Source organism: Zobellia russellii (assembly GCF_018728565.1).
Lineage (GTDB): Bacteria > Bacteroidota > Bacteroidia > Flavobacteriales > Flavobacteriaceae > Zobellia > Zobellia russellii.
This window is the reverse complement of the sequence record NZ_JACSOI010000001.1, coordinates 563,797-587,861: the sequence shown is the minus strand read 5'-3', so window position 1 is coordinate 587,861 and position 24,065 is coordinate 563,797. Positions and strand designations below refer to the sequence as shown.

At 39.9% G+C, this 24,065-nt stretch carries 18 protein-coding genes and 1 tRNA gene; 13 read left to right on the top strand and 6 right to left on the bottom strand.

Features of this window, described 5'->3' with window-relative positions:
* Nucleotides 1-146 precede the first annotated feature (146 nt).
* Genes H9565_RS02505 through H9565_RS02495 form a run of 3 tightly spaced genes read right to left on the bottom strand, consistent with a single transcriptional unit; the run spans nt 147 to nt 2,799 of the window.
* Nucleotides 147-914: an enoyl-CoA hydratase/isomerase family protein gene (locus tag H9565_RS02505; protein ID WP_215437107.1), complete on the bottom strand. Its 768-nt coding sequence runs from the start codon at nt 912-914 to the stop codon at nt 147-149.
* A gap of 39 nt (nt 915-953) precedes the next feature.
* The gene (locus H9565_RS02500; RefSeq protein ID WP_215437105.1) at nt 954-2,288 is read right to left on the bottom strand and encodes an MATE family efflux transporter; all 1,335 of its coding nucleotides are present in this window, start codon (nt 2,286-2,288) and stop codon (nt 954-956) included.
* A 10-nt stretch (nt 2,289-2,298) separates the two neighbouring features.
* Nucleotides 2,299-2,799 (bottom strand): GNAT family N-acetyltransferase, encoded by a 501-nt coding sequence (locus H9565_RS02495; protein WP_215437103.1) that lies wholly within the window; start codon nt 2,797-2,799, stop codon nt 2,299-2,301.
* 50 nt (nt 2,800-2,849) lie between these two features.
* Between H9565_RS02495 and H9565_RS02490 the strand changes: the two genes are divergently transcribed.
* Both H9565_RS02490 and H9565_RS02485 read left to right on the top strand, forming a co-directional pair.
* Nucleotides 2,850-3,650 carry a universal stress protein gene (locus H9565_RS02490; protein ID WP_215437101.1) on the top strand — a complete coding sequence of 267 codons (801 nt, stop codon included), beginning with the start codon at nt 2,850-2,852 and terminating at the stop codon, nt 3,648-3,650.
* Nucleotides 3,651-3,724: 74 nt separating this feature from the next.
* Nucleotides 3,725-3,801: transfer RNA gene (locus H9565_RS02485), tRNA-Ala, on the top strand.
* 22 nt (nt 3,802-3,823) lie between these two features.
* Here H9565_RS02485 and H9565_RS02480 read toward each other — a convergent pair.
* On the bottom strand, nt 3,824-5,059 hold the full coding sequence (locus tag H9565_RS02480; protein ID WP_215437098.1) for a sensor histidine kinase: 1,236 nt from the start codon (nt 5,057-5,059) through the stop codon (nt 3,824-3,826).
* Between the two features lie 251 nt (nt 5,060-5,310).
* The gene (locus H9565_RS02475; protein WP_215437095.1) at nt 5,311-6,657 is read right to left on the bottom strand and encodes an exopolysaccharide biosynthesis polyprenyl glycosylphosphotransferase; all 1,347 of its coding nucleotides are present in this window, start codon (nt 6,655-6,657) and stop codon (nt 5,311-5,313) included.
* 511 nt (nt 6,658-7,168) lie between these two features.
* On the opposite strand from H9565_RS02475, the gene H9565_RS02470 reads away from it, so the two are divergent.
* Genes H9565_RS02470 through H9565_RS02460 form a run of 3 tightly spaced genes read left to right on the top strand, consistent with a single transcriptional unit; the run spans nt 7,169 to nt 10,294 of the window.
* Entirely contained in the window at nt 7,169-8,458 is a 1,290-nt protein-coding gene (locus tag H9565_RS02470) for a DUF5690 family protein (protein WP_215437092.1), read from the top strand.
* 2 nt (nt 8,459-8,460) lie between these two features.
* On the top strand, nt 8,461-9,624 hold the full coding sequence (locus H9565_RS02465; protein WP_215437089.1) for a TIGR03364 family FAD-dependent oxidoreductase: 1,164 nt from the start codon (nt 8,461-8,463) through the stop codon (nt 9,622-9,624).
* Nucleotides 9,617-10,294, top strand: a complete 678-nt coding sequence (locus H9565_RS02460) for a phosphonatase-like hydrolase (protein WP_215437086.1) — start codon at nt 9,617-9,619, stop codon at nt 10,292-10,294. Before H9565_RS02465 ends, H9565_RS02460 begins: the two co-directional genes overlap by 8 nt.
* A gap of 85 nt (nt 10,295-10,379) precedes the next feature.
* Here the strand turns inward: H9565_RS02460 and H9565_RS02455 are convergent, their stop codons facing one another.
* Nucleotides 10,380-10,946 carry a helix-turn-helix domain-containing protein gene (locus H9565_RS02455; RefSeq protein ID WP_215437082.1) on the bottom strand — a complete coding sequence of 189 codons (567 nt, stop codon included), beginning with the start codon at nt 10,944-10,946 and terminating at the stop codon, nt 10,380-10,382.
* Between the two features lie 272 nt (nt 10,947-11,218).
* On the opposite strand from H9565_RS02455, the gene H9565_RS02450 reads away from it, so the two are divergent.
* The 8 genes from H9565_RS02450 (at nt 11,219) to H9565_RS02415 (ending at nt 24,062) form a co-directional block, all read left to right on the top strand.
* Entirely contained in the window at nt 11,219-14,437 is a 3,219-nt protein-coding gene (locus H9565_RS02450; RefSeq protein ID WP_215437079.1) for a SusC/RagA family TonB-linked outer membrane protein, read from the top strand.
* A 31-nt stretch (nt 14,438-14,468) separates the two neighbouring features.
* The gene (locus H9565_RS02445; protein ID WP_215437076.1) at nt 14,469-15,914 is read left to right on the top strand and encodes a SusD/RagB family nutrient-binding outer membrane lipoprotein; all 1,446 of its coding nucleotides are present in this window, start codon (nt 14,469-14,471) and stop codon (nt 15,912-15,914) included.
* A gap of 77 nt (nt 15,915-15,991) precedes the next feature.
* On the top strand, nt 15,992-17,638 hold the full coding sequence (locus tag H9565_RS02440) for an alkaline phosphatase family protein (RefSeq protein ID WP_215437072.1): 1,647 nt from the start codon (nt 15,992-15,994) through the stop codon (nt 17,636-17,638).
* 103 nt (nt 17,639-17,741) lie between these two features.
* Nucleotides 17,742-19,109, top strand: a complete 1,368-nt coding sequence (gene pbfA / locus H9565_RS02435) for a (R)-1-hydroxy-2-aminoethylphosphonate ammonia-lyase (protein WP_215437069.1) — start codon at nt 17,742-17,744, stop codon at nt 19,107-19,109.
* A gap of 2 nt (nt 19,110-19,111) precedes the next feature.
* The gene (locus tag H9565_RS02430) at nt 19,112-20,707 is read left to right on the top strand and encodes a fibronectin type III domain-containing protein (RefSeq protein WP_215437066.1); all 1,596 of its coding nucleotides are present in this window, start codon (nt 19,112-19,114) and stop codon (nt 20,705-20,707) included.
* Nucleotides 20,704-21,789, top strand: coding sequence for a phosphoglyceromutase (locus H9565_RS02425; RefSeq protein WP_215437062.1), 1,086 nt, complete (start codon nt 20,704-20,706; stop codon nt 21,787-21,789). The genes H9565_RS02430 and H9565_RS02425 overlap by 4 nt, the downstream gene beginning before the upstream one ends.
* Nucleotides 21,790-22,168: 379 nt before the next feature.
* Entirely contained in the window at nt 22,169-23,032 is an 864-nt protein-coding gene (locus tag H9565_RS02420) for a UDP-2,3-diacylglucosamine diphosphatase (protein ID WP_215437059.1), read from the top strand.
* A gap of 22 nt (nt 23,033-23,054) precedes the next feature.
* Entirely contained in the window at nt 23,055-24,062 is a 1,008-nt protein-coding gene (locus H9565_RS02415) for a glycosyltransferase family protein (protein ID WP_215437056.1), read from the top strand.
* Nucleotides 24,063-24,065: the final 3 nt, after the last annotated feature.

Sequence of the window (24,065 nt, the reverse complement as noted above, 5' to 3'; positions counted from 1 at the left end):
TTTCTTTTTGTACGAACGCGGTTTACAAAGTAGACTACCACCACAAAAAGGGCTAGAATGGGAAAAACAAGGTCGCCATTCAGGAAATTTAAAATATTCATAACTGAGATTTAAAAAAGTAAAACGTCAACTACAGTCGGTTATTGTTATTTTTTGAATTTAGAAAGCGCGTTACGGGTAAATTCCGAAAGCACCAGTTTTCCGGTAATGGCCGCTCGCTCGCTCAAAAGACTGCCCCAGTGGTCCGTACCCTGCCAGAGTACTTTTTTCCAATCTTCCAGAGCTTCTGGGTTATAGGCCGATAATTGTTCTACATGAAAATCGAGAGCCTTTTCCAATTCCTTTATATCATCAAAAACCCTAGAGAAAAGTCCTTTTTCCTGAGCCCAGTACGCATTTTTCCATTCGGTAGGAGCCAATGACAGTTCTGAAACAGCTGCCGTTCCCACTTTGCGTTCCACGGCCGGAGCAATGACCAGCGGAGCAATACCTATGGTAAGTTCAGACAATCTAATGGATGCGGCTTCTGTTGCGTATACATAATCACAAGCGGCAGCAAGACCTACGCCCCCACCTACTGTCTTGCCCTGTACACGGCCCACAATAACCTTTTTACACTGGCGCATGGCATTGATAACATTGGCAAAACCGCTAAAAAACACCTTGCCTTCCTCCAAATTGGACACCGCCATAAGCTCGTCAAAAGAAGCACCCGCACAAAAAGCGCGGTCACCTTCAGACCTTAAAACAATTACGGATATAGCATCGTTATCAGAGAGTTTATTAAACTCCGCCGTTAACCTATCCAATAGCTCCGCTACAAATGAATTACTGGCAGGGTGGCCAAACTCTATGGTTGCGACCTTGTTATCTATTTTGGTATAAAGACTTCCGTTTTCTCGCGTAGTTCCCATAACTATGGTTTATTTGTTCAACAAATGTAAGTATCAAAATTAATCGATTTGTAAAAGCGGCCTAAACTTTCTGACAAACTTAACGACCAAGGCCCCACCACGAATGGCCATCCATACGGTAAAAGCTATCCAAATGCCATAAAGCCCCCAGTCCATAAACTTTCCTAGAAAAAGCATAGGAACAAAACCTAGAAATGTAGCTGCCAACAGGGTGTTTCTAAGGTACTTCATTTCTCCCATACCCTTGAACATACCATCAAAAATAAAGGCTATCGTATTCATGGGTAAGCTAAGAATTACGATAAAGAATACTGCGTAAAAAGCACTCAAAACTTCTGGCTCCTTTGAAAATAGCAACCCAATAGGTTTGTAAAATATAAAGCCTGCAGCAACCAAGACCACACTAACCCAAAGACCGTATTTCAATATTCTCTTCGCCAATAGCCACAGACCGTCATAATCCCTCGCCCCTAAAAGTCTGCCGCCCATGATATTACCGGCACCCGCATATCCGTCAATAAAAAATGCGGAAAACAGCCAAATATTTATTGCTATAGTGTGTGCGCCAATATACTTTGGGCCCAATGCCGTGGCTTCTCTTACAGCTAAAATCAAAGCTGTATTCAAGGCCAAAGCACGTATGAACAAATTTAAGCTCATGACGACCAATCTTCCCAATTCCTGATGAACGGGCAATTTCAACCGAAGACTAATATCCGTTTTTGTTATCAATAGAACAAAAGCCATAATGGCCATAATAGCCTGAGCCAAAAGACTTGCCCATGCCGCTCCTTCTAGGTACATAGGTTCTATATAACCTTCTATTCCGTAAACAAAAGTAAAATCCAGTATTACATTAAGGACGGCTCCAACGATAGCGATTAGCATGGGATAGTAGGTATTTTGGAGCCCACGAAAAATACCCATAACCGCAAATACGAAGAGCGTTAGTGGGAAACCCCATACCCGAATGGAATAATAAGACACACAATAATCTAGAATCTTACCCGTGGCATTGAGCAATTGAAATATATCCTTTACGATAAAAATGGTGGAAAGTAGCACGAGGATGCTCAGCCCAATATTCAAGAATATCGCTTGTGCCGGTAACGTTTTTACCTCATCTATACGCCCCGCGCCCAAATACTGGGAAATTATGGCGGATATGGCACTTCGGGTCTGACCCAAAATCCATATTAACATAGAAAGAAAAGATCCTACAATACCCGCCGCCGCAAGCGACTCTAGGCCGTCTACGGGAATATTGCCCACAATGGCGGTATCCGTAATGGACAATAAAGGTTCTGCAATACCCGCAATGGTGGCAGGTACCGCTAGTTTATTAATGGACTTAAAATTTATTTCGGCCTTCAAGAGGGCGAAATTACAACACTAATTCATAACAATGAAAAGGATGTTCACTCTGTTTAGGAAAGAAAATATCACCCAAACGCTTAAAGCCCCTAGCCTCATAAAACCTTTGATTGCGTTTGTTTTGACTGAATGTATCTAAGCGTACGGAAACAAATCCTTTTTCCCTAGCCAGGTTCTCCGCAAAAGCCATCATCTTTTGGGCATAGCCTTTTCCTTGAAAATCCGGATGCACCGCCACCCTGTGTATGTAGACATTTTTTGCCGACGGAGTCAACCATTCTATAGCCTTGTACTCTTCATCCATTAAGGTAGAGATTACGATGCTCCCCATAATTTTATTCTCAATTCTTAAAACATACAGCTCCCCTCGTTCCACATCTGCCTCAAATGCCTGTTTTGAAGGATAGTGCTCGTTCCATTGAAAAATTCCATAAGCTATCATTGCAGCGGCACAGGCTTTAGTTACCTCAAGAATTTGTGGAATATTCAATAATTTGGCAGGTGAGATCATTTTGATTAGTTTTATTAAATCGTAAATTTAAACGATAAATCCGAAAACATATGAAACATATACTGGTACCTATTGGTATTTCTCCCGATGCACACAAGACTTTGCAATATGCCGTTGACTTTGCCGCACAATTCGATTCTGAAATTTATGTGATGGAAGTTTTCAATGCATCCGTAGGAGCCGGTAAAAGTTTAGCTAACGTTCCTCAAAAGCTTGCAGAGAGTGGCAAGGAACGGTTAAAGGAAGTCATAGAGAAAATAGACACAAAATCTATTGAAATAAAAATAGCCACTTACAACGGTGGTATTGTTGATGGACTGAAGGATATTGATAAAGAGTTGGGTATTGACTTGATAATCATGGCTCCCAGAAGTAACGATATTACCGAAGCGGTCTATCTTGGGAATACTTCCGGAAAAATCATAAAGCAAACGGATATACCAACATTGATCGTACCCAAGGGAAGTGTCTTTACTGCTCCGAAGGTGATTCTGACTGCGTTTAAATCAGGGATTTTAAAACGAAACCGTATTCTTAATCCGTTATTGGAAATCAAGAAAAAATTTGGCTCTACCGTAAACCTTCTCTTGGTAAAAACACCAGGGTATACAGACTCTGACCTAAGAATAAACACGGCACTTATGGACGTTAGCTCTCAAGTAACGATGACAGAAGCCCCTACTACCTATTTGGGCGTGTTAGAGCGCTTTGAAGCACAACACCCAGATTTATTATGTGTATTTAGACATAAAAGAGGGTTCTTCAAGAAACTTTGGGAAAAGAACACCATACTTAAATCCGAGTTCTCTTCACGTATTCCGGTACTTGTACTAAGTGTAAAGAAGGATTAAATAGGTTGTTGCAATTACTTTGCTAACTATTTTGATACTTAGTAGAAAAGTATTTCCTTTGCGCCAGCCAAAATGGGGGATTAGCTCAGCTGGCTAGAGCGCTTGCCTGGCAGGCAAGAGGTCACCGGTTCGACTCCGGTATTCTCCACCAATATTCAAAGCTTCAAGAGTAATTACTTTTGAAGCTTTTTTTGTTTTATTCCGGTTTCTTTTAGCAGTGATATCTGAAAATAAATGCCCGAGCGTTTATCTGGGTGGTTTTTCAATTCGATTCTGCCACCCAATTTCTCAATAATAGCCCTAATAGTAGCCAAACCTATTCCCGTATCCGTAGGGTTTTCTTTCCGTAAGGTTTCAAACATGACAAAGACTTTTTCCCAATATTTTTCTGGAATACCGGGACCGTTATCCTCATAAGTAAATGAATAACTATTTTCGCCCTCCGCAAATGATATTTTGATTTCTGTTAACTCTTGGCGGGAAAACTTTATGGAATTTAAAATCAATTCGGAAAAAATCTGATTGAAGCTTTTTAAGGAGTGAACAATGGTACGGTCACAACCTATGGGAGTCAGGCTAATATGAGATGTCTTGCCCAACTCCTGTGAAATATGGTGAAGCTCAGTTGCAATGTGAAACTCATTATACTCAACCTCACTGTTCATTATATTGGTATAGTTCATAATACCATTAATTAACGCTTCCATATAACTAACCCTATCCTCAATAGTATCTAGCCACTCCGGAACGTCTGTGTCCTTTAATAGATGTAGATAATCCATTTTAATAAAACTTACCAAAGCGCCTATACCTTGCAACGGGGTTTTCATATCATGTGCCAAGCGATATGTAAAGTGCTTAAGCTGATTGTTCTTAACAGAAAGTTCATTATTTATAATCTGTTGAAGACTGTTTTGACGTCTAAGCTCTAACTGAGCCATAACCTGATTGGCCAATGACCTTAAACAAGCCTGCTGTTTAGGGGTGAAGTTGGTTCTTGGCAAAGTGTCTATAACACATAAAGTACCTATTGAAAACCCGTCCTTTGTATTTAACGGTGCACCTGCATAAAATTGCACTTGTGGCCCTCCTGTAACCAGCGGATTATCTGCAAAACGTTCATCCTTGCTAGAATCTTTTACAATGAACAATTCCTCAGGATTATTTATGGCATGCGCACAGAAGGCTAGGTCACGAGGGGTTTCCGTAGCGTCTATACCATAGTGGGATTTAAACCACTGCCTATCTGAATCTACCAAAGACACAAGCGCCATTGGAGTATTGCATATTTCTGCCGCTATACGGGTAATGGCATCATATTCTTCTTCCTCCAAGGTATTTAGAATCTCGAAACTTTCAAGTGCTTTAATTCGGTCCTCTTCGTTTAGAGGTATCTTTGGTTTTAACATAAAGTCCTACGTATTACAAAATGTAAGATAAGGGGTTTAATTTGTAGGGGATAACTTACCTTATAGTTAAACTGAACGTAATTTTGGACCCTGTTATTGTAGTAACCAATAGAATTATAACTGCATTACCAAGGGTTGATGATGTTGGTAAGGGGAGAATGCCATATGAAGGCATAAAAAAACAAGCATCTTTTAAAAGTGACGCTTGTTTCTAGAATGATATTATTCACTTTTTACAGACTGAAAATTGGCTAGTATGCCTTCTCTTCACCTCTTAGGGCATTTACTACAGTTGAATAAATGATACTCAGGTCTAACCCCAAAGACCAGCTTTCCGTATAAAAAATATCAAATCGGATTCGGTTTATGATATCCGCCTTTTTAATAATTTCTCCGCGGCATCCTTTAATTTGTGCCAAACCGGTAATCCCAGGTTTTACAAAATGCCTTACCAAATACTTATCAATTGAGGTTTCGTACATTTCCGTATGGGATTCCATATGTGGTCTTGGCCCCACTACGCTCATATCTCCTAGAAAAACATTTATGAACTGTGGCAACTCATCAATACTGGTCTTACGCAATATCTTACCTATACGAGTAACCCTCATATCATTTTTAGTGGCCATTAAAGTATCAGATTCCGCATTTTGGGTCATTGATCTAAATTTATAACACCAGAATGCTTTTCTATTTACCCCATGCCTTTTTTGTTTAAAAAACAATGGCCCTTTTGACTCTAACTTCATAAGAACAAATAGGATGGGCGTAAGCCATGACAATACTGTGAGAATTACAAAGGAAGAAAACAAGAGATCAAAAGTTCTTTTGATTATTGGAGCATATTCCAATTCCAACGGAGATTTACGCATAGCCAGAACAGGTATATTATCATATAGTTCAATAGACATGGAACGCGTAAAAATTTCCTTGTTGTCCGGTATGATCTTTAACTTTTTCAAGTTGTTATCGGCAAAGGTAATTAGGTATTCCAGCTCCTTTTTAGAAAGGTTAGAGGTAACGCAATAGATATAATCCACATCATTTTCCAGGACATACTTAAAACAGTCGTTCATTTTTCCTAAATATGTGGGACTCACAGAAGGGCGGTCATCAAAAAAACCTTTGTACCTGTAACCTAATTCCGGTTGGTCAAAAACCTTCCTGATTTTCTTAAGGTTTTTATCCCTTCCTACCACAACTACGTTTCTAAAGTTTCCTCCGTACAATCTATACTTTGTCCTAACCCAATAGAACAAAGACCTATAAATGGTTATAAACAAACAAATGACCAAATAGACCGAAGCACGATACTCAAAAGCATATATTCCATTAGATTTGAAGCCGTAAAGCGCAAAATAGGCGAGCCCAAAAATACCGAGCAATCTAAAATATTTACCCAGGTTGGTTTCAAACCTCTCACGTCTTTCCGTAGGGTAATAATTAAGACTAAACGCCGCTATGAGCCAAGCCAAATTATAATAGAGCACATTGGTTCCTTCTAAATATGTAAGCGGGGTCATGAAGTAAAGTACCCCATTAACTATACACAAATGCATAAGAACTGAAAACGGAATGATTAACAACGATTTTTTCATAAGCCTAGTTTTTCAAATTGAAAAAATGGGGGTAGAAATAAAACCAAAGAACCGGGTGTAAGGCCGCTTTAGATTTACCACGTATTATAATCCGTAACAGAAGTAGGTATATTTATCTACAATAAAGTAAATGCATCTTTTCTTGAGCTAAAAGAAAATAACCGAATTATTTTCACCAATAAACAGATTATGATGATAATAATTCAAAATAAACCGCCAAAAACAAACAATAAATAAATAATGTAATCCGTAATTTAAAAAGAAATAGTAAAGAGGTATCGAAATCAAGAATATGAAAATTAACATTTTATTAAGAAAATGCCTTGAAGAACTATATCTACTACAATGAAAAAGCATAGAGCTATGTAGCTCTAACTTTTAACTATAAATTATGCCCCTTTCTTCACAATTAAATAATTACTGCATAAGCTTTTCTTAACGCTCAAAAATTTACAAATAGTGAATAAACATTGAATTTTGTGTTTTAATATTTACTATTTGTAAACTTTTTGTGACTCTCAAAATACATCATAAAGACATTAGGTTTTTGGTCTACGGTACATTTGCATCTTTTGGCACCTATTTCTGTATGTATGCCTTTCGGAAACCGTTTACAGTAGCCACCTATGAGCATCTCTCCTTTATGGGAATCGATTATAAAATTATCCTCATAATCACCCAAGTACTAGGATATATGCTTTCCAAATTCATTGGTATTAAGCTTATTTCCGAACTCAAGGCCAAGAATAGGCTCCGGTATCTTCTGGTCATGATTTCCTTAGCGGAGTTAAGCCTAATTCTTTTTGGACTTGTTCCTCCTCCATACAATATCATCTTCATGTTTTTCAACGGCCTCTCGCTGGGAATGATCTGGGGAATAGTATTTTCATATTTAGAAGGAAGAAAATTTACCGAAATATTAGGAGTAACCCTCTGTTCCAGTTTCATTGTTTCAAGTGGTGCCGTAAAATCATCGGGGCTACTCTTAATGCAGGCCACAGGTGTTTCCGAAATTTGGATGCCGGCCTTAACGGGAGCTGTATTTCTTATTCCTTTTCTAGGGTTTTCGGTTTTACTGGATCGCATTCCCAAACCTACAGAAGAGGACAAAATACTAAGAAAAGAGCGCAAACCTATGAACCGGGCAGACCGTAAAAAAGTGCTGTCCAATTTCTTCTTCCCGATTATAGTACTTGTTTTTTTCTATATAAGCCTTACGGCGATACGCGACTTTCGGGATAATTTTTCGCGTGAAATATGGGATGCGGTGGGTTTTAAAGGCAATGCTTCTATCTACACCCTCACCGAACTGCCTGTAGCAATTATAGTTCTGCTTTCAATTGGTCTTTTTGCGTTCGTCAAGAATAACTATCGCGCCTTTATGACCTATCACTATCTCCTTATTTTTGGCGCCCTGTTAATTAGTATAAGCACCTTTCTTTTTCAAAACCAGTTCATAGGCCCTGTACTCTGGATGATTTTAATCGGCCTGGGATTGTATATCTGCTACGTACCGTTTAATTGCATTTTTTTTGATAGGATGATAGCCACCTTTAAGATTGAAGGCAATGCCGGTTACCTCATCTATATTGCCGATGCCTTTGGGTATCTGGGAAGCATGGCCGTTTTGCTCTATAAAAATTTTGGCCAACGCTCCGTTTCATGGTTACAGTTCTTTAGCTATGGAACCTATGCCATTGCCTTTATTGGCCTTATTGCAGCTACTTGCTCTTTACTCTATTTCAAGAAAAAATACAGACGCGAACAACAGACTTTAAATAATGAACTACAGATTGTATGACCATGGAGAATAAATATGACCTAATTGTAGTTGGAGGAGGTGTTCTAGGTACTTTTCATGCCTATCACGCCGTGAACAATGGACTAAAAGTAGCCTTGTTGGAAAAAGATGCGAAACCCCAAGGTGCCACGGTTCGGAATTTTGGACAAGTAGTACCTTCTGGCATGGACTCTAAATGGCAACTTTATGGGCGGGAAAGCTTGAATATATACAAACACATCCAATCTAAATTTGATATATCCATTAGGCAAGAGGGAAGCATTTATATAGCCTCTAATGAAGAAGAAACGCAACTTTTACTAGAGCTGAACGCCATAAATCTGGCCAATTCCTATACATCCAAATTATTGACCAAAGAAGAATGCTTAGAGATGTTCCCCGGCTTAAGGGCAGATTATGTTAAGATGGGACTTTTCTTTCCTGAAGAGGTAATGGTAGAACCGCGTTTAATGATCGGTAAATTACAAGCCTACTTAGAAGAAGTGGGCGTGAATGTTTTCATGAACAAAACCGTGGTAGAATGTAATGCCCTTACCAATTGGGTACAGGTACACACTACGGATAACACAAGCTTGTCCGCCGCCAAGGTCATCATTTGTAACGGAAGTGATTTTAAAACGCTGTACCCTAGCTTGTTTGCGGAAAGCGATCTTATCGTATCTAAATTACAGATGATGCAAACCAAGCATCAGCCCAATTACAAATTACCCAGTTCTGTACTCACCGGGCTTTCCATACGCCGCTATGAAGCTTTTTCGGAATGTCCTTCATACGCCTCCATTAAAGCCAAAGAAAACAGCGAAGCTTTCGAGAAAAAATGGGGTGTTCACATTCTTTTTAAACAGGCTACGGACGGTTCCGTTATTATAGGTGACTCCCATGAATATGCTCCGGCAGCACGTATGGATCATTTGGGAATGGACTTAAATATGGACATAGATAACTTTATCCTTAAGGAAGCCAAAAAAATATTTGACTTACCCACCTACCAAATCCAGAACCGTTGGTACGGCCTTTATTCCCAATGCAAAGAGGCAGATATCTATCAACATACCTTAGAACGTAACATTCATATTGTTACCGGTATAGGTGGTAAAGGCATGACCGGAAGTGCGGGTTTTGCCAAAGAAAACATCAATTCAATTTTTAATTTACAAAATGCATAACATAGAATTAGCAGTATTTGACATGGCCGGAACGGTCGTTAATGAGAACAATGTGGTCTACAAAACGTTGCAAAAGGCCATTAACAAGACCGGTCATGAACTAGACCTGGATTTTGTTCTTGAGCATGGTGCCGGAAAAGAAAAACACCAGGCCATAAAAGATATTTTAAACGCCCTTAACAATCCAAAAGAACAGGCTTCCGAACCTATTTTTGAGGATTTTAAAAAACTATTGGATGATGCTTACCACGAGCTGAACGTAACCTCGTTTGAAGGTGTTGAGCAAATGCTAACTCAACTCAAATCCAAAAAAATAAAAATAGCACTGAACACCGGCTATAACAGGGCCGTTGCCGAATTGCTATTACAAAAAATGAACTGGAAACAAGGCGAGCAATATGACGCACTGGTTACAGCTAACGATGTAGTTGAAGGTCGCCCTCACCCAGCCATGATATATAAGGCCATGCAACTACTGAAAATAACCAATTCCAATAACGTATTGAAAGCCGGAGACTCTATCATAGATATTGAGGAAGGAAAAAATGCCCAGTGTGGCGTTACCGTTGGTGTAACCACCGGTGCCCATACGGTAGATCAATTAAAATCTGCTCAACCTACCTTTGTGCTAAGTTCCCTTACAGAACTCCCTAATTACCTGGCAGGTTAGTTATTACTAAAACAGTTTTGAACCAAAAACAAACAATCCGTTTACCAGTTGGTAGACGGATTGTTTGTTTTTATATATCCAAGTCCTACACAAAAAAATACATAACCAACATCTTGGTTGGTCTGTCACTCCTGTTAACAGGCACATGGGGAATGCGACCATCAAAGAAAATAGAATCACCTTCTTTCAAAAGCACTTCTTCTTCGTCAATAATATAAGAACATTCGCCAGTAAGCATATACTTAAACTCGTAAGCGTCCGTAGTAACTTTATCTCGTTCCGAATTAGGTTGCACCTCTAATAAAACCGTCTCAAAACCTAAAGAAGAAAGCTGTTTTCCAAAAATGTAGGTATAGTTAAAACCTACTGCATTATCCTCTTTTTCAATACTGGTATTATCTTCCTTTCTTGAGACAATAAATTTGGCCCCATTTATTTTGGCCATACCATTAAAAAAGTCGGTTACCTCAACTTCCAATGAATTAATAATCTTTAAGAGAACGGGTAGCGAGGGTATGGTCCGGCCATTCTCTATTCTTGAAATTAGACCACCAGTAACTTCTGCCCGTTGTGCAATATCGCTAATGGTCTTATTTCCCTCTTTTCTAATTTCCTTAATTCGTTTTCCTATACCAATAAGGTAGTCTTCCATATCTAAAACTTAATATACAAACTTACTATTAAATACATTTTAAGACGTTTAAACCTACAAAATAGATGTGGTTTTCAGTCAGCATAATTTTAATTAAACCGTCATAATTACAAAATCTATAATTGAGTATTTGTAAATAACGTTAAGATAACATTTTTATAACAACTCCTCTCTAAACCTTGCAATAACTTAATATTTAATCACATTTCGCTTAACCTGTTCAACTGATATTTGTTGCATAATAATTAACCAAAGTTTACAAATACGAAAAAATGAAAAGAACAGTTCTTTTAGCCTTATTCACTTTAATGGTCAGTTTGGCCGCCCGTGCACAGACCACTTTTACGGGAACGGTACTAGATGAAAACCAAGTGCCATTACCCGGTGCTTCTTTAGTTATTAAAGGAAGTACAACCGGGGTAGCCACAGATTTTGACGGTAATTTTAGCATAGAATTACCACAAGGAAATGAAATTCTGGTAGTATCCTATTTGGGGTATATACCCTCGGAACTCAACACAACGGGAAAAACAACAGCAACCATCGTTTTGCAACCTAACTCAGAACAATTAGGCGAGGTTGTGGTAACTGCTTTGGGTATTAAAAGAGAAGCTAAGAAATTAGCGTATGCTGTTCAAAAAGTCTCGGGAGAAGACATTTCAAAAGCAAAAGAAACCAACGTGGTAAACTCCTTAGCGGGTAAACTAGCCGGTGTTCAGGTAACCGGAGGTAATTCTGGAGCAGGTTCATCCTCACAAATCATTATTCGTGGGGAAAGTTCGTTAAACCCAAGTCCAAACGCGAATTCACCGCTTTTCGTAGTTGACGGTATTCCTATCAACAACAGTGTAAGTAGCCGGTCTAACGAAGGTAACATGGAAGTAGACTACGGCAACGGTGCCCAAGACATTAACCCGGACGATATAGAGACCATGAACGTGCTAAAGGGGCCAAGTGCCACCGCCCTTTATGGCTCAAGAGGTGCTAACGGGGTTATATTGATAACTACAAAATCAGGAAAGAACAACAAGGGCATAGGTGTTTCTTACACCAACAACACCACATTTGAGTCTATACTAACATTTCCAGAATATCAATATGAATACGGTCAAGGATCAAACGGTCAGTTCGCTTTTGCCGATGGTGGTCAAAACCGTTCCATAACAGGAGGTGTAAACGATCATGTTGACGAAAGTTGGGGTCCTGCTTTAAACGGCCAATTGATTGCACAGCATGACAGCCCAACAACCAGCGGTTTGCGTGCGGGTGATGTTCATGTACGACCAAGAAATGCAGACGGTACTTTTGCCGATGAAATTATCGCTACTCCGTTTTTATCAAGGCCTGGAAACATTAAAAGTTTTTTTGAAACCGGACATACTATTAGTAACAACATTGCGCTAACCGGTGGAAACGATAAAGGAAACTTTAGACTCTCTTTTACCGATTTACAAAGCGAGGGCATCGTACCCAATACGGATTACAATAGACGTTCATATGCACTTAACGGATCGTACCAACTTGCAGATTGGCTTAAAGTCTCCGGTTCTATGAACTATGTAAACAGTAACTCAGGCAACCGCCCTGTAAACTCGTATGGTACGGAAAACATTATGTACTTATGGATTTGGTTCGGACAACATGTTAATATGGACTCGCTACGCGATTACTGGCAACCAGGTTTAGAGGGCGTACAACAGTACAATTACAATTACAACTACCATGACAACCCTTTCTTTAATGTTTACGAAAACACGAACAGTCTTGATAAGGACCGTATTATTACCAATATGCGTGCAGACATTAAACTGGCCAAAGGTCTAGATTTCATGTTCAGAACCGGTTTTGATTATGCCAACGAACTAAATATGCGTAAAAGAGCTTATTCTACGCAGCGGTTCCCAAAGGGCCAGTATAGAGAGGATAATATTTATGCTTTTGAGCAGAACACAGATTTTCTTCTCGGCTACAACACTACGTTCAATGATGACTTTGATTTTGGCCTTTCTTTTGGGGGCAATAGCCGTATTGTTAAAAACAGATACCAAAGAGTAAGTGCCAACTCACTTTCAATTCCCGGCATATACAATTTCGGGAATGCGGCAGAACCTCTAACGTCTAGCGATTATGATGAAAAAAAGGAAATTAACAGTCTGTACGCCTTTGCAAATTTTGGTTTCAAAGACTATTTGTTCCTAGATGTTACCGGAAGAAACGATTGGTCTTCTACCCTTCCTTTAGAGAACAGCAGTTATTTTTATCCTTCTGCGGGACTTAGTTTAATTCTATCGGATATGTTCACGCTTCCTAAAACCATAACTTTTGCAAAATTAAGAGCAGGTTGGGCAAGTGTAGGTAACGATACTGACCCGTACAACTTATTATCTACTTACGGCTTTGGAACCACATTTAACGGTTTTTCAAGAGTTAATTCGCCTTCCGAATTAAAACTACCGGACTTAAAACCAGAAAGAACCAATTCTTTTGAGGTTGGAGCGGACTTAAGGTTGCTTAATAACCGTTTAGGGCTGGACGTGGCTTTATACAGATCGGAAACCAAGAACCAAATTATTTCGCTACCAGTTTCCAATACTTCTGGTTATAACCAAACGGTTATCAACGCTGGTAAAGTTAGAAATGAAGGTCTAGAAATTACTTTGAACGCAACACCTATAAAGTCTGAGAATTTCACTTGGAACACCAACCTCAACTTCACTACCAATAGAGGTAAAATTATAGCACTAGCAGAAGAACTCCCTTTTTATCGGATAAAGGAAAACTACCTTATTGTAGGTGCCGAGGTAGGTAAGAGAATGGGAGATTTATACGGTACGGGCTTCGTAGAAGTAACGGATCCCAACAGTCCTCATTTTGGAAAATGGATTATCAACCAAGATACCGGTCTACCTTCACGAGACAATGAACTTAGAAACTTGGGTAACTACAACCCTGATTTTATGGTGGGCCTTCAAAATAGTTTCCGTTACAAAAACCTAAACCTGGGCGTTCTTTTTGATTGGAGACAAGGTGGTGTTTACCATTCAAGAACAGTTTCCATTGGCGGTACCACAGGCCTTTTGGATTTTACTACGGAAGGGCGTGAAACGGGTATTGTTGCCGAAGGAGTAATAAATACCGGAACTGCAGAAAACCCAGTATATGAAGAGAACACCATAAATGTTCCTGCATCCGGGTACTACTCTACCGTGTACAACCGAAGCAATGAGGAAACCACAATGTACGATGCCAGTTATGTAAAACTTAGAGAAGTAAAATTCGGTTACAACTTCCCTAAAAAGATGTTCTCCCAAACCCCAATTGCTTCCGCCAGTATTTCTCTTGTTGGACGTAACCTGGCTTTATGGACAGAAAATCCCCATGTAGACCCTGAAACTATATCATTCTCAGGCGGAACGGTGGTTCCCGGTGTAGAGGATATGGCCCTGCCAAGCACAAGAAGCTATGGAGTTAATATAAACATAGAATTCTAAATAGAATTAATCAATACAATATATATTCAAGATGAAAACATCAAAAATATTTACCATAATTTTTCTAGCCGGCTTAAGCTTAACGGGCTGTACCGAAGATTTTGAAGAAACCAATACCAACCCTAATGCTCCGGAAATGGTAAGTGCCAATCTACTTACCGCAACGGCAACTTCTGAAATTGCCCGTACTTTAACATCAGAAGGATATTCGGACGGAAATACCCTTACCCAGCTAATGGCAAAGAACAATTTTCCTGGTTTTGGTCAATTTGAATGGGGAGATCAAGGACTTTGGAATTTTTTCTATGAAATTTTACCGGAAGTAACGGATATTCTAGAAATCTCTAGAGCAGAGGAAACAAAGAACAGCACTTATGAAGGCATTGCCCTAACCTTAAGAGCCCTTTGTTATGCCAATTTAACGGATCTTTATGCTAACGTTCCTTACACGGAAGCTATTACCGGAAAAACAGATGCGGTTTTTACCCCAAAATACGATGATCAAGAAACAGTTTACAATGGCGTTCTTCAAGATTTAGTTGATGCCGATGCCGCTTTGGCCTTAGGTGAAGCCATTACAGGCTCAACCGGAGATGCTATTTTTGATGGTGATGCTGCAAAATGGAGAAAACTAGCAAATTCCCTTCGCTTACGTTACTTGTTGCGAATCTCAAAACAAAGAGACGTATCGGCCCAAATGCAAGCTATTGTTAGTGCGGGTAACTATATCATGACCAATGATGACAATGCTACCTTAACTTTCAGCGGAACTTCAAATACGGATTCTTGGCCGGAAAGTACAGGCCGTATAGGTGGTTTTGACGAGAAAAGCTTGTGTACTACCGGACTTGAATACCTTACCCGTTTCAACGACCCTAGATTGGATATTTGGTTTGACCGCAATAGCGATGGAGCATATGTGGGCATCCCTATTGGCTTAAACCAAGATAACGCTAGAGCGTATGACGATGCCAACAGCCCTAGCCGTTTAGATGTTGAATTGTTCTATTTTTCCAGAACTGAGGCTGAGGCCTATATTATAAAAAGCTCCGAGGTGAACTTTATTTTGGCGGAAGCTGCAGAAAGAGGATTTATTTCCGGTGATGCCGAAACTTTTTACAATGAAGGAATTCGCCAAAGCATGAGGTATTGGGGCGTAACGGACGATGCGGTTATTGATGCTTACTTAGCACAGCCATCCGTAGCTTACGACGGGAGCATTGAATTGCTAATGACCCAAAAAACACTAGCACTCTGGAATGTAGATTACCAAGGTTGGTTTGATTATAGGAGAACAGGCCTTCCTGCACTTGAAGCCGGACCGGACAACGAAAACCAAGGTCTTTACCCGGTTAGATTCCTATACCCTTCTTCTGAACAAACGTTGAACAAAATAAACTATAAAGCTGCAGTAGAAGCAATTGGTGGGGATAATATAAACTCTAAGGGATGGTGGGAGACCGGAACAAGGTACTAACCTTCTTATAAACAGCAATGCTTTTGCCCAACGTAACAACCAAGGCAAAAGCATTGTTATAATTAATTTTTCAAATTATGAAACCAATTAAGTTACTTATACCTATGCTGGCGCTCTGCGGAATATGGTCCAAAAGCATTAATGGTCAAGAAATACCTACTTTAGACATTGAACACGTAGTGGTGATAGGTTTTGACGGACTAAGCCCGGATGGACTGCAAAATGCAGTTACCCCTACTTTTGACAAATTAATGCAAGAAGGTGCCTATTCCTTGCATGCAAGAGCGGTTCTCCCTACCAGTTCAAGTACCAATTGGGCTTCAATGATTATGGGAGCCGGACCCGAGCAACATGGTATAACGTCCAATGCTTGGGAACGCGATAATTTTACGCTTCCCGCGGTTACACAAAGTGAGGAATTCATATTCCCCACTATTTTTCAATTGACCCATGATCAAATAGCCTCCTCCGAAATAGGTGCCATTTATCACTGGGGAGGTTTCGGAAGACTGTTCGAGAAAAGTGCAGTTGATTATGACACAAGTCCGGAAACGGAAGATGAAACCGCAGTTTTGGCCAGTTCTTACATTAAAACCAAAAAACAAAAACTCACTTTTATACATTTTGACCATGTAGATCACGCCGGTCACGAGTACGGCCATGGCACCCCACATTATTACGAATCTGTAGAGAAATCAGATAAACTTCTTAAAGAAGTTATGGACGCAATTAAAACAGCCGGTATTGCGGACAAAACACTGGTAATCGTTAGTGCCGATCATGGTGGTTTAGGCAAAGGGCATGGTGGCGAATCACTTCAAGAAATTGAAATTCCCTTTATCGTTTGGGGAAAGGGAGTCAAGAAAAACCATAAAATTATCCACCCTGTCTATCAGTATGACAACGCAGCTACGGTAGCTTTTGCTCTAGGTCTAAAAATCCCATATGCCTGGATCGGAAAACCTGTACTCTCGGCTTTTGAAGGTTATAAAATTGAAGATGACTATATGCTTCTTGAGCAGTTGAAGGAGCCTCTAATCTCCCCAAAAGCGGATGGTTATAAAAAAGCAGGTGGACTCTTCGCGGAAATAACTTCCTTAAAAATCGAAAACCCGAATGCAAAAGGAGTAATCCGATATACCTTAGATGGTTCATTACCAACAAAAACTTCCAACGCTTATGAAAAGGTCATCTCACTAACCCAAAATACGGTGGTTAAAAGTGCGATGTTCACTAATGAAAAAATTAGCAGTCCGGTAGCAGAAGCCTATTTTAGAATTCGCCCAAAAAATCTTAAAAAACCAGTAAAATACAAGATTTTCTACGAAGACCAACTTTCTTTTCTTCCGCCCCTAGGTTCAAAAAAACCGAATCTATCCGGAAATATTTTTGAAATTACTTCCGATGAAATAAAGGATAAGATAAGATCCAATACCGTGGTACGGTTCACTACCCAAATAAGGGTAGATCAAGAAAAAAGTTTTAGGTTCTATGTTCGTTCGGATGACGGTAGTCAACTCTTTCTAGATAACGAACTCGTTGTAGACAACGATGGCGACCATGGGGTAAGGACAAAAGATGGGGCAATAACTTTAAAACCCGGTCTTCACACCCTCAAAGTTCTTTGGTTCAACGGTGGGGGCGATGGTTGGCTAGATGTTTTCGTAAAGGAAGGGGAAATGGTTAAACAAATTTTAACTCATCCTTTATTGATAGCCGATTAGATGAATTTTCTCAATTTCTGTTTTATAACGCTGTTTTCGCTGGGCACTACAGTTTGTGCCCGGCAAAATAGTACCAAACCCTACTCTTGGGAACAAAGTCTTTATGCATCCGAATAAAAAAATAAAACCTTACAAAAGAACTGAGGGCGATATTAACTACACCCCCGCCAGACAAGCTTGGCTAGACCATGAAGTAGATGAAAGCACAAGGGCCCTTCTTGAAAAAGATGCCCGTTATTTTTTTCATCAAGCCCTATCCTCTCCCTGTCTAGACGTACTTAAAAACTGTGAGGGACCTTATATCGAAAATCTATCCGGTAAAAAGTATCTTGATTTTCATGGCAATAATGTGCATCAATTGGGTTTTTCGCATCCAATATTGGTACAGCGCCTTACCGAGCAATTACAATCGCTTACCTTTTCTACCCGGCGGTACACCAACGAAGCAGCCATTAATTTTGCCGAGAAACTGGCCTCTCTCTTACCATCAGATTTAAACCGAACACTTATGACCCCCAATGGTAGCGCCGCCATTGGCATCGCCCTTAAACTGGCACGGGCGGTCACTGGTAAATTCAAGGTAGTTTCATTTTGGGGTTCTTTTCACGGCGCCTCATTAGATGCTATAAGTGTAGGTGGTGAATCTGTTTTTAGAGAATACATGGGACCCATGATGCCGGGAGTAGAACGCATTCCGCCGCCTGTCACCTACCGCGGCATTTACGAAGGCAACGAATCTAAATGTCTGGAGTATTTAGAATATGTATTCGCAAAAGAAGGAGATATTGGCGCCTTTTTGGCAGAGACCGTAAGAAATACGGATGTACAACTTCCCTCAAAAACCTTTTGGAAAGAAGCCCGGAAACTTTGTGATACCTATGGCGTACTCTTGATTTTAGATGAAATTCCTATAGCCATGGGCCGTACCGGAAAAATGTTCGCTTTTGAACATTATGATATAGAACCGGATATCCTTTGTTTGGGAAAAGGATTGGGAGGTGGAATTTTTCCACAGGCAGCTATCGTTACACGTGATTCCTATAATAATTTCAGTGATATTTCCTTGGGTCACTACACCCATGAAAAGAGTCCGCTTGGAGCTATAGCCGCATTGACTACCCTAGAAATTATTGAAGAGGAACTTCGCCTGGATAAAATCAAAAATCTTGAGCGAATCATGCACCAAGAAATGAATCGCCTAAAACAAAAGCATTCAATTATAGGTGATATTAGAGGTCTAGGGCTTTTATGGGGAATTGAACTGGTAAAAGACCAAAAAACTAAAGAAAAAGCAATTGACGAAGCCGAAAAAGTAATGTACGAGTGCTTAAAAAACGGACTTAGCTTTAAGGTCTCCGCTGGCAATGTTCTCCAACTTGCACCGGCACTCACCATTTCTGAGGATTCGTTAAAAGAAGCGGTGAAAATTCTAGATAATTCCCTTACTTCGTTAAACCTTGAAACCAACTGAAAATGAAAAACAAACACCTTTTACTCCTGCTTAACCTTATGCTTTTTTCACTAGTGAACGGACAAAAAGACCAACCTTCTCTATTGGTACACCCATACTTACAGGATGCCACCCCTAATTCCATTAAAGTACTATGGCAAACCTCTAGCGGCGAAGAAAGCATTGTTGAGTGGGGCACGACCCAGAAACTGGGCAAAAAGACAAAAGGCATCGCTTACGATATCAATTTTACCCATTCTAGAATTCACGAAGTCCAGATAGAAAACCTGAAAAGGTTTACCACCTATTTTTATCGCGTACGTACAGGTAATGTGATCTCTGATATTTTTCAGTTTAAGACACCTCCTTTTTCGAGCGATAATCGATCGTTTAATATGCTCGCCATGAGCGATATGCAAAAAGACCATCAAAATCCGGATAAATTTTCTGAGATTGTAAATGAAGGTATCATTCCCTACCTCAAAACCGAATACGGTGAAGCGCTTCCGGAGAATTTAGCCTTAGTAATGGTTCCTGGAGACCTAGTAGAAAACGGCACTAAATACGACCAGTGGAAAGATGATTTTTTTGACCCCGCACAAAATCTGTTTGCGGAGGTTCCCGTCTATCCAGTGCTAGGTAACCATGAAAAGAATTCGGCCTATTATTTTAAATACTTCAGTCTGCCCAAAAACGGAACTCCCGCTTATGCGGAGCATTGGTGGTACAAAGACTATGGAAATACGCGCATCATAGGTCTCAATTCTAATGAGGGTTACCGAGACATAGAACAACAATATACTTGGTTGAAAGAGGTCCTGGCAGAAACGGCCAACAATCCGGATATAGACTTTGTGTTCGCACAATTGCACCATCCGCATAAATCAGAATTGTGGATACCCGGAGAGGAAGAATCTACAGGAAAAGTTGTTAAACTCCTTGAAAATTTTACCACGGAAACCGGCAAACCCAGTCTTCATTTTTTTGGTCATACGCATGGCTATTCCAGGGGGCAATCCAAAGACCATAAACACCTATGGGTCAATGTAGCTTCGGCCGGTGGAGCTATTGATAATTGGGGCGAGTTTGAAGGTCGCGATTATGACGAATTTACCGTAACCCAAGACGAATACGGATTTGTGATGGTAGAGGTAGACGCCACCGAAGGCAATCCTAAATTCACTTTAAAACGAATAAGCAGGGGCAACGAGAACCAGTTTAAATCCAATGAAAAGACAGACGAAATCACCATTTACGCAAAGAGTCACAAACCCGATGCGCCACAAGCCATTTCCCCAAAAGGAGAAAACATCCCCTTTAAGGGAATTACATTAAAAGCGGGAAAGTTTAGCAGTTCCTTTAACGGGGCATACCATGCGGCTGCACATTGGCAAATAGCTACGCAACCTGATTTCTCAAAACTAGTCCTAGACCGTTGGAAACAATCGGAAAATTGGTACTATCTTGAAAACAGACAGGAAGGAGATGACTTAACGGATGAGCCTTCCAAGAGACTGGAACCAAACACCACGTACTATTGGCGCGTTCGCTACCGAGATCAGCACCTGAATTGGAGCAACTGGTCCAACACTCAAAATTTTAAAACCAACAACCCATGAAAAAGTTGACATTCTGTATTCTAGGACTTCTTTTATTTGTAAAAACCAACGCCCAAGAGAACGATACTAAAGTGGTTCTGATAACTTTGGACGGGTTGCGATGGCAAGAGCTCTTTTCAGGAGCGGACCCGCTTTTGGTATCCAACCCTACCTATGTTCATGATACTACGGCATTGAAAAATCTATTTTGGAAACCCTCGCCACAGGAAAGAAGAAAGGCCTTAATGCCCTTTGTTTGGAATTCCATATCGGAGATGGGACAAATTCACGGTAACCGAGAATTGGGGAGCAAAGTAGACCTCACCAATAAAATGTGGTTCTCATACCCCGGTTATAATGAAATATTGACGGGTAAAGCAGATGATTCCCGTATAGATAGTAACGATAAAATACCCAACCCCAACACTACCGTTCTTGAAATGGCTAATTCTGATGTGCGGTATAAAAACAAGGTCGCAGCTTTTGGTAGCTGGGATGTTTTTCCTTTTATCGTAAATGAGGAACGCTCGGGCGTACCCGTAAATGGCGGATTTGAAATTGCCAAAGGGAAAGACCTTAGCGAACGAGAAAGATTCCTGAACGAGCTACAACCAAGAATACCCAGCCCTTGGGGAACGGTTCGTTTGGATGCCTTTACACACCACTATGCTATTGAGCATATAAAGAAAAACCATCCTGAATTAACTTACATTGCCTACGGTGAAACCGACGATTTTGCACACGATGGCGACTATCAGGCCTATTTAAAATCTGCCCATAACACAGATGCCTTACTAAAGGATTTGTACGATTTTACACAGCAAGACCCCTTTTACAAAGATAGAACCCTCTTTATAATTACTACCGATCATGGCCGTGGAACCCAGCCTCTGGAAACTTGGAAAAGTCATGGCGAAAACATAAAAGGTGCCGGACAGGTATGGATAATTCTATTTGGAAAAGGTATTGATCCCCAAGGCGAAATTTCAACACCGGAACAACTATATAGTAACCAAATTGCCCCAACTATTTTAAAGGTCTTGAGCTTAAAAAGCGCACCTCATAGCATGCCGGGAAAACCACTATCCTTAGAAAAAAAATGAATCTATAGTTTATATAATGATAGCTTGATATTAAGTTAACTCTACAACAGCCACTTTAAACGAATTTTGCGCTGTGATTATTTGAGTTAATCTAGTTTGAGTTAGTTTAGTAAAACCGGTGCACGTCTCAGCATCGGTTTTTTTATGCTCAAAAAAGTGCTGCTCTAAATGTAAAGATTAGCTAACAAATTGTTAATCTACAGTTTACGAACGAGTAAACTAAAAGACCAATCTTTATCCAAACTTGTTTTCTCTATATGAAAATAGTTCTAGTATACTTGTCCACCCTTGTGGTAAACCTTCTAATCTCACAACTTAGAAGCTACTTTTCGCCCTTAAAATTCAAGAAAATAAGAAAGCGTAGCTACCCCTCCATACAATGAAAAAAAGACCCGTAGATATTGTTGTCATTTCGGACATACACCTTGGAACTTATGGATGTCAAGCCAAGGAATTGATCAAGTATCTAAAATCCATAAACCCTAAGCAAGTAGTATTGAATGGTGATATTGTTGATATATGGCAGTTTAATAAACGATACTGGCCAAAATCGCACATGAAAGTGGTAAAACTGCTAATGGAATGGATTACCAAAGGCGTAAAAGTGCATTACATTACCGGTAACCATGATGAAATGATGCGTAAATTTTCCGGCTTTAAACTAGGTTCTTTTAGTATAGTAAACAAGTTGGTACTAAACGTTCATGGCAGAAAAGCTTGGATCTTTCATGGGGATGTTTTTGATGTTACCATGCAACATTCCAAATGGTTGGCCAAACTAGGGGCCATTGGTTATGACACCCTTATTCTTATTAACAGTGCGGTAAACTTTTGCTACAAAAAATTGGGAAAGGGACCTGTTTCCATGTCCAAGAAAATAAAGAACAGTGTAAAATCTGCCGTAAAGTTCATTAACAACTTTGAGCAGACCGCTGCGGATATTGCCATAGAGAATGAATTTGATTATGTAATATGCGGACACATCCATCAACCTGAGATTAAATCTATAGAAACGGATAACGGCAAGGTAATGTACCTGAATTCCGGTGATTGGATAGAAAACCTTACCGCGCTTGAATATTCCCATGGAGAGTGGAAGCTCTATAAATATGAAGACGATTTGTACATACAGGCGTACAACTCGGATAGCAATGACCATGTTGAAATGCTGGAGAAAAAAGAACTTTTTCAAAGCCTAATGTCCGAGTTTAATGACATGGTAGCCTCAAAAGTAAAAAAATGAACAACCCCAAAGAGAACAGTAGATGAAAGTACTCTATGCGATACAAGGTACTGGAAACGGGCATTTAAGTAGAGCCCGGGATATTATACCATCCCTACAAAAAAACAACATTGAGCTAGATTTACTGGTAAGTGGTACCCAAGCGGATATTAAACTGCCCTACCCCGTTAAATACCAATTGAGCGGCTGGAGTTTTATTTTTGGAAAAAAAGGGGGTGTAGATATGTGGCGCACCTATGCCAAAACCAACTCGGCTAGAATAAAAAAAGAAATTAAAAGCGTTCCGGTTGCGGCGTATGATTTGGTCATTAATGATTTTGAACCCATTTCCGCATGGGCGTGTAAAGCAAAAAACCTGCCCTGTATAGCCCTTAGCCATCAAGCGGCAGTCTTATCGCGTCACGCACCAAAACCAAAACAAAAAGACCACTTAGGAAAGCTCATTCTTGAGAAATATGCACCCTCTACTACACAGTACGGATTTCACTTTAAAGCATATGATGATAGAATCTTTACTCCCATTATTAGACAGGACATAAGGTCTACCACAAGAACTTTGGGCGAACATTATACAGTGTACCTGCCCTCCTATAGCGATGAAAAATTGCTCAAAATGCTATCGCAAATAAAGGATGTTAAATGGCAAGTGTTCTCTAAGCACAACCAGAAAGAGATATTTTCCAATAATATTACCATTAGCCCAATAACCAATGAAGCTTTTGTAAACAGCATGGCAAATAGCAAAGGAGTCCTTTGCGGCGCCGGTTTTGAAACGCCGGCAGAAGCTTTACACATGCAAAAAAAATTATTGGTAATTCCTATGAAAGGCCAATATGAACAACAGTGTAATGCAGCGGCATTAAAGGAAATGGGAGTTCCTGTTGTTAAATCTTTAAAACTGAAGCATCTGGATAAAATTAAATCTTGGATAGATACCAATACCAATCTAGATGTGCACTACCCAGATAATACAGATGAGATAATTGAATCCGTTTTGGAAGAATCATTATCTACTTACACCGGCAAATAATTT

Coding starts and splice junctions, on each gene's coding strand:
- H9565_RS02465 (WP_215437089.1), top strand. CDS start 8,461: ATGGAGAATAAATATGACCTAATTGTAGTTGGAGGAGGTGTTCTAGGT.
- H9565_RS02440 (WP_215437072.1), top strand. CDS start 15,992: ATGAAACCAATTAAGTTACTTATACCTATGCTGGCGCTCTGCGGAATA.
- H9565_RS02495 (WP_215437103.1), bottom strand. CDS start 2,799: ATGATCTCACCTGCCAAATTATTGAATATTCCACAAATTCTTGAGGTA.
- H9565_RS02450 (WP_215437079.1), top strand. CDS start 11,219: ATGAAAAGAACAGTTCTTTTAGCCTTATTCACTTTAATGGTCAGTTTG.
- H9565_RS02425 (WP_215437062.1), top strand. CDS start 20,704: ATGAAAAAGTTGACATTCTGTATTCTAGGACTTCTTTTATTTGTAAAA.
- H9565_RS02480 (WP_215437098.1), bottom strand. CDS start 5,059: ATGTTAAAACCAAAGATACCTCTAAACGAAGAGGACCGAATTAAAGCA.
- H9565_RS02490 (WP_215437101.1), top strand. CDS start 2,850: ATGAAACATATACTGGTACCTATTGGTATTTCTCCCGATGCACACAAG.
- pbfA (WP_215437069.1), top strand. CDS start 17,742: ATGCATCCGAATAAAAAAATAAAACCTTACAAAAGAACTGAGGGCGAT.
- H9565_RS02420 (WP_215437059.1), top strand. CDS start 22,169: ATGAAAAAAAGACCCGTAGATATTGTTGTCATTTCGGACATACACCTT.
- H9565_RS02505 (WP_215437107.1), bottom strand. CDS start 914: ATGGGAACTACGCGAGAAAACGGAAGTCTTTATACCAAAATAGATAAC.
- H9565_RS02445 (WP_215437076.1), top strand. CDS start 14,469: ATGAAAACATCAAAAATATTTACCATAATTTTTCTAGCCGGCTTAAGC.
- H9565_RS02455 (WP_215437082.1), bottom strand. CDS start 10,946: ATGGAAGACTACCTTATTGGTATAGGAAAACGAATTAAGGAAATTAGA.
- H9565_RS02475 (WP_215437095.1), bottom strand. CDS start 6,657: ATGAAAAAATCGTTGTTAATCATTCCGTTTTCAGTTCTTATGCATTTG.
- H9565_RS02460 (WP_215437086.1), top strand. CDS start 9,617: ATGCATAACATAGAATTAGCAGTATTTGACATGGCCGGAACGGTCGTT.
- H9565_RS02415 (WP_215437056.1), top strand. CDS start 23,055: ATGAAAGTACTCTATGCGATACAAGGTACTGGAAACGGGCATTTAAGT.
- H9565_RS02430 (WP_215437066.1), top strand. CDS start 19,112: ATGAAAAACAAACACCTTTTACTCCTGCTTAACCTTATGCTTTTTTCA.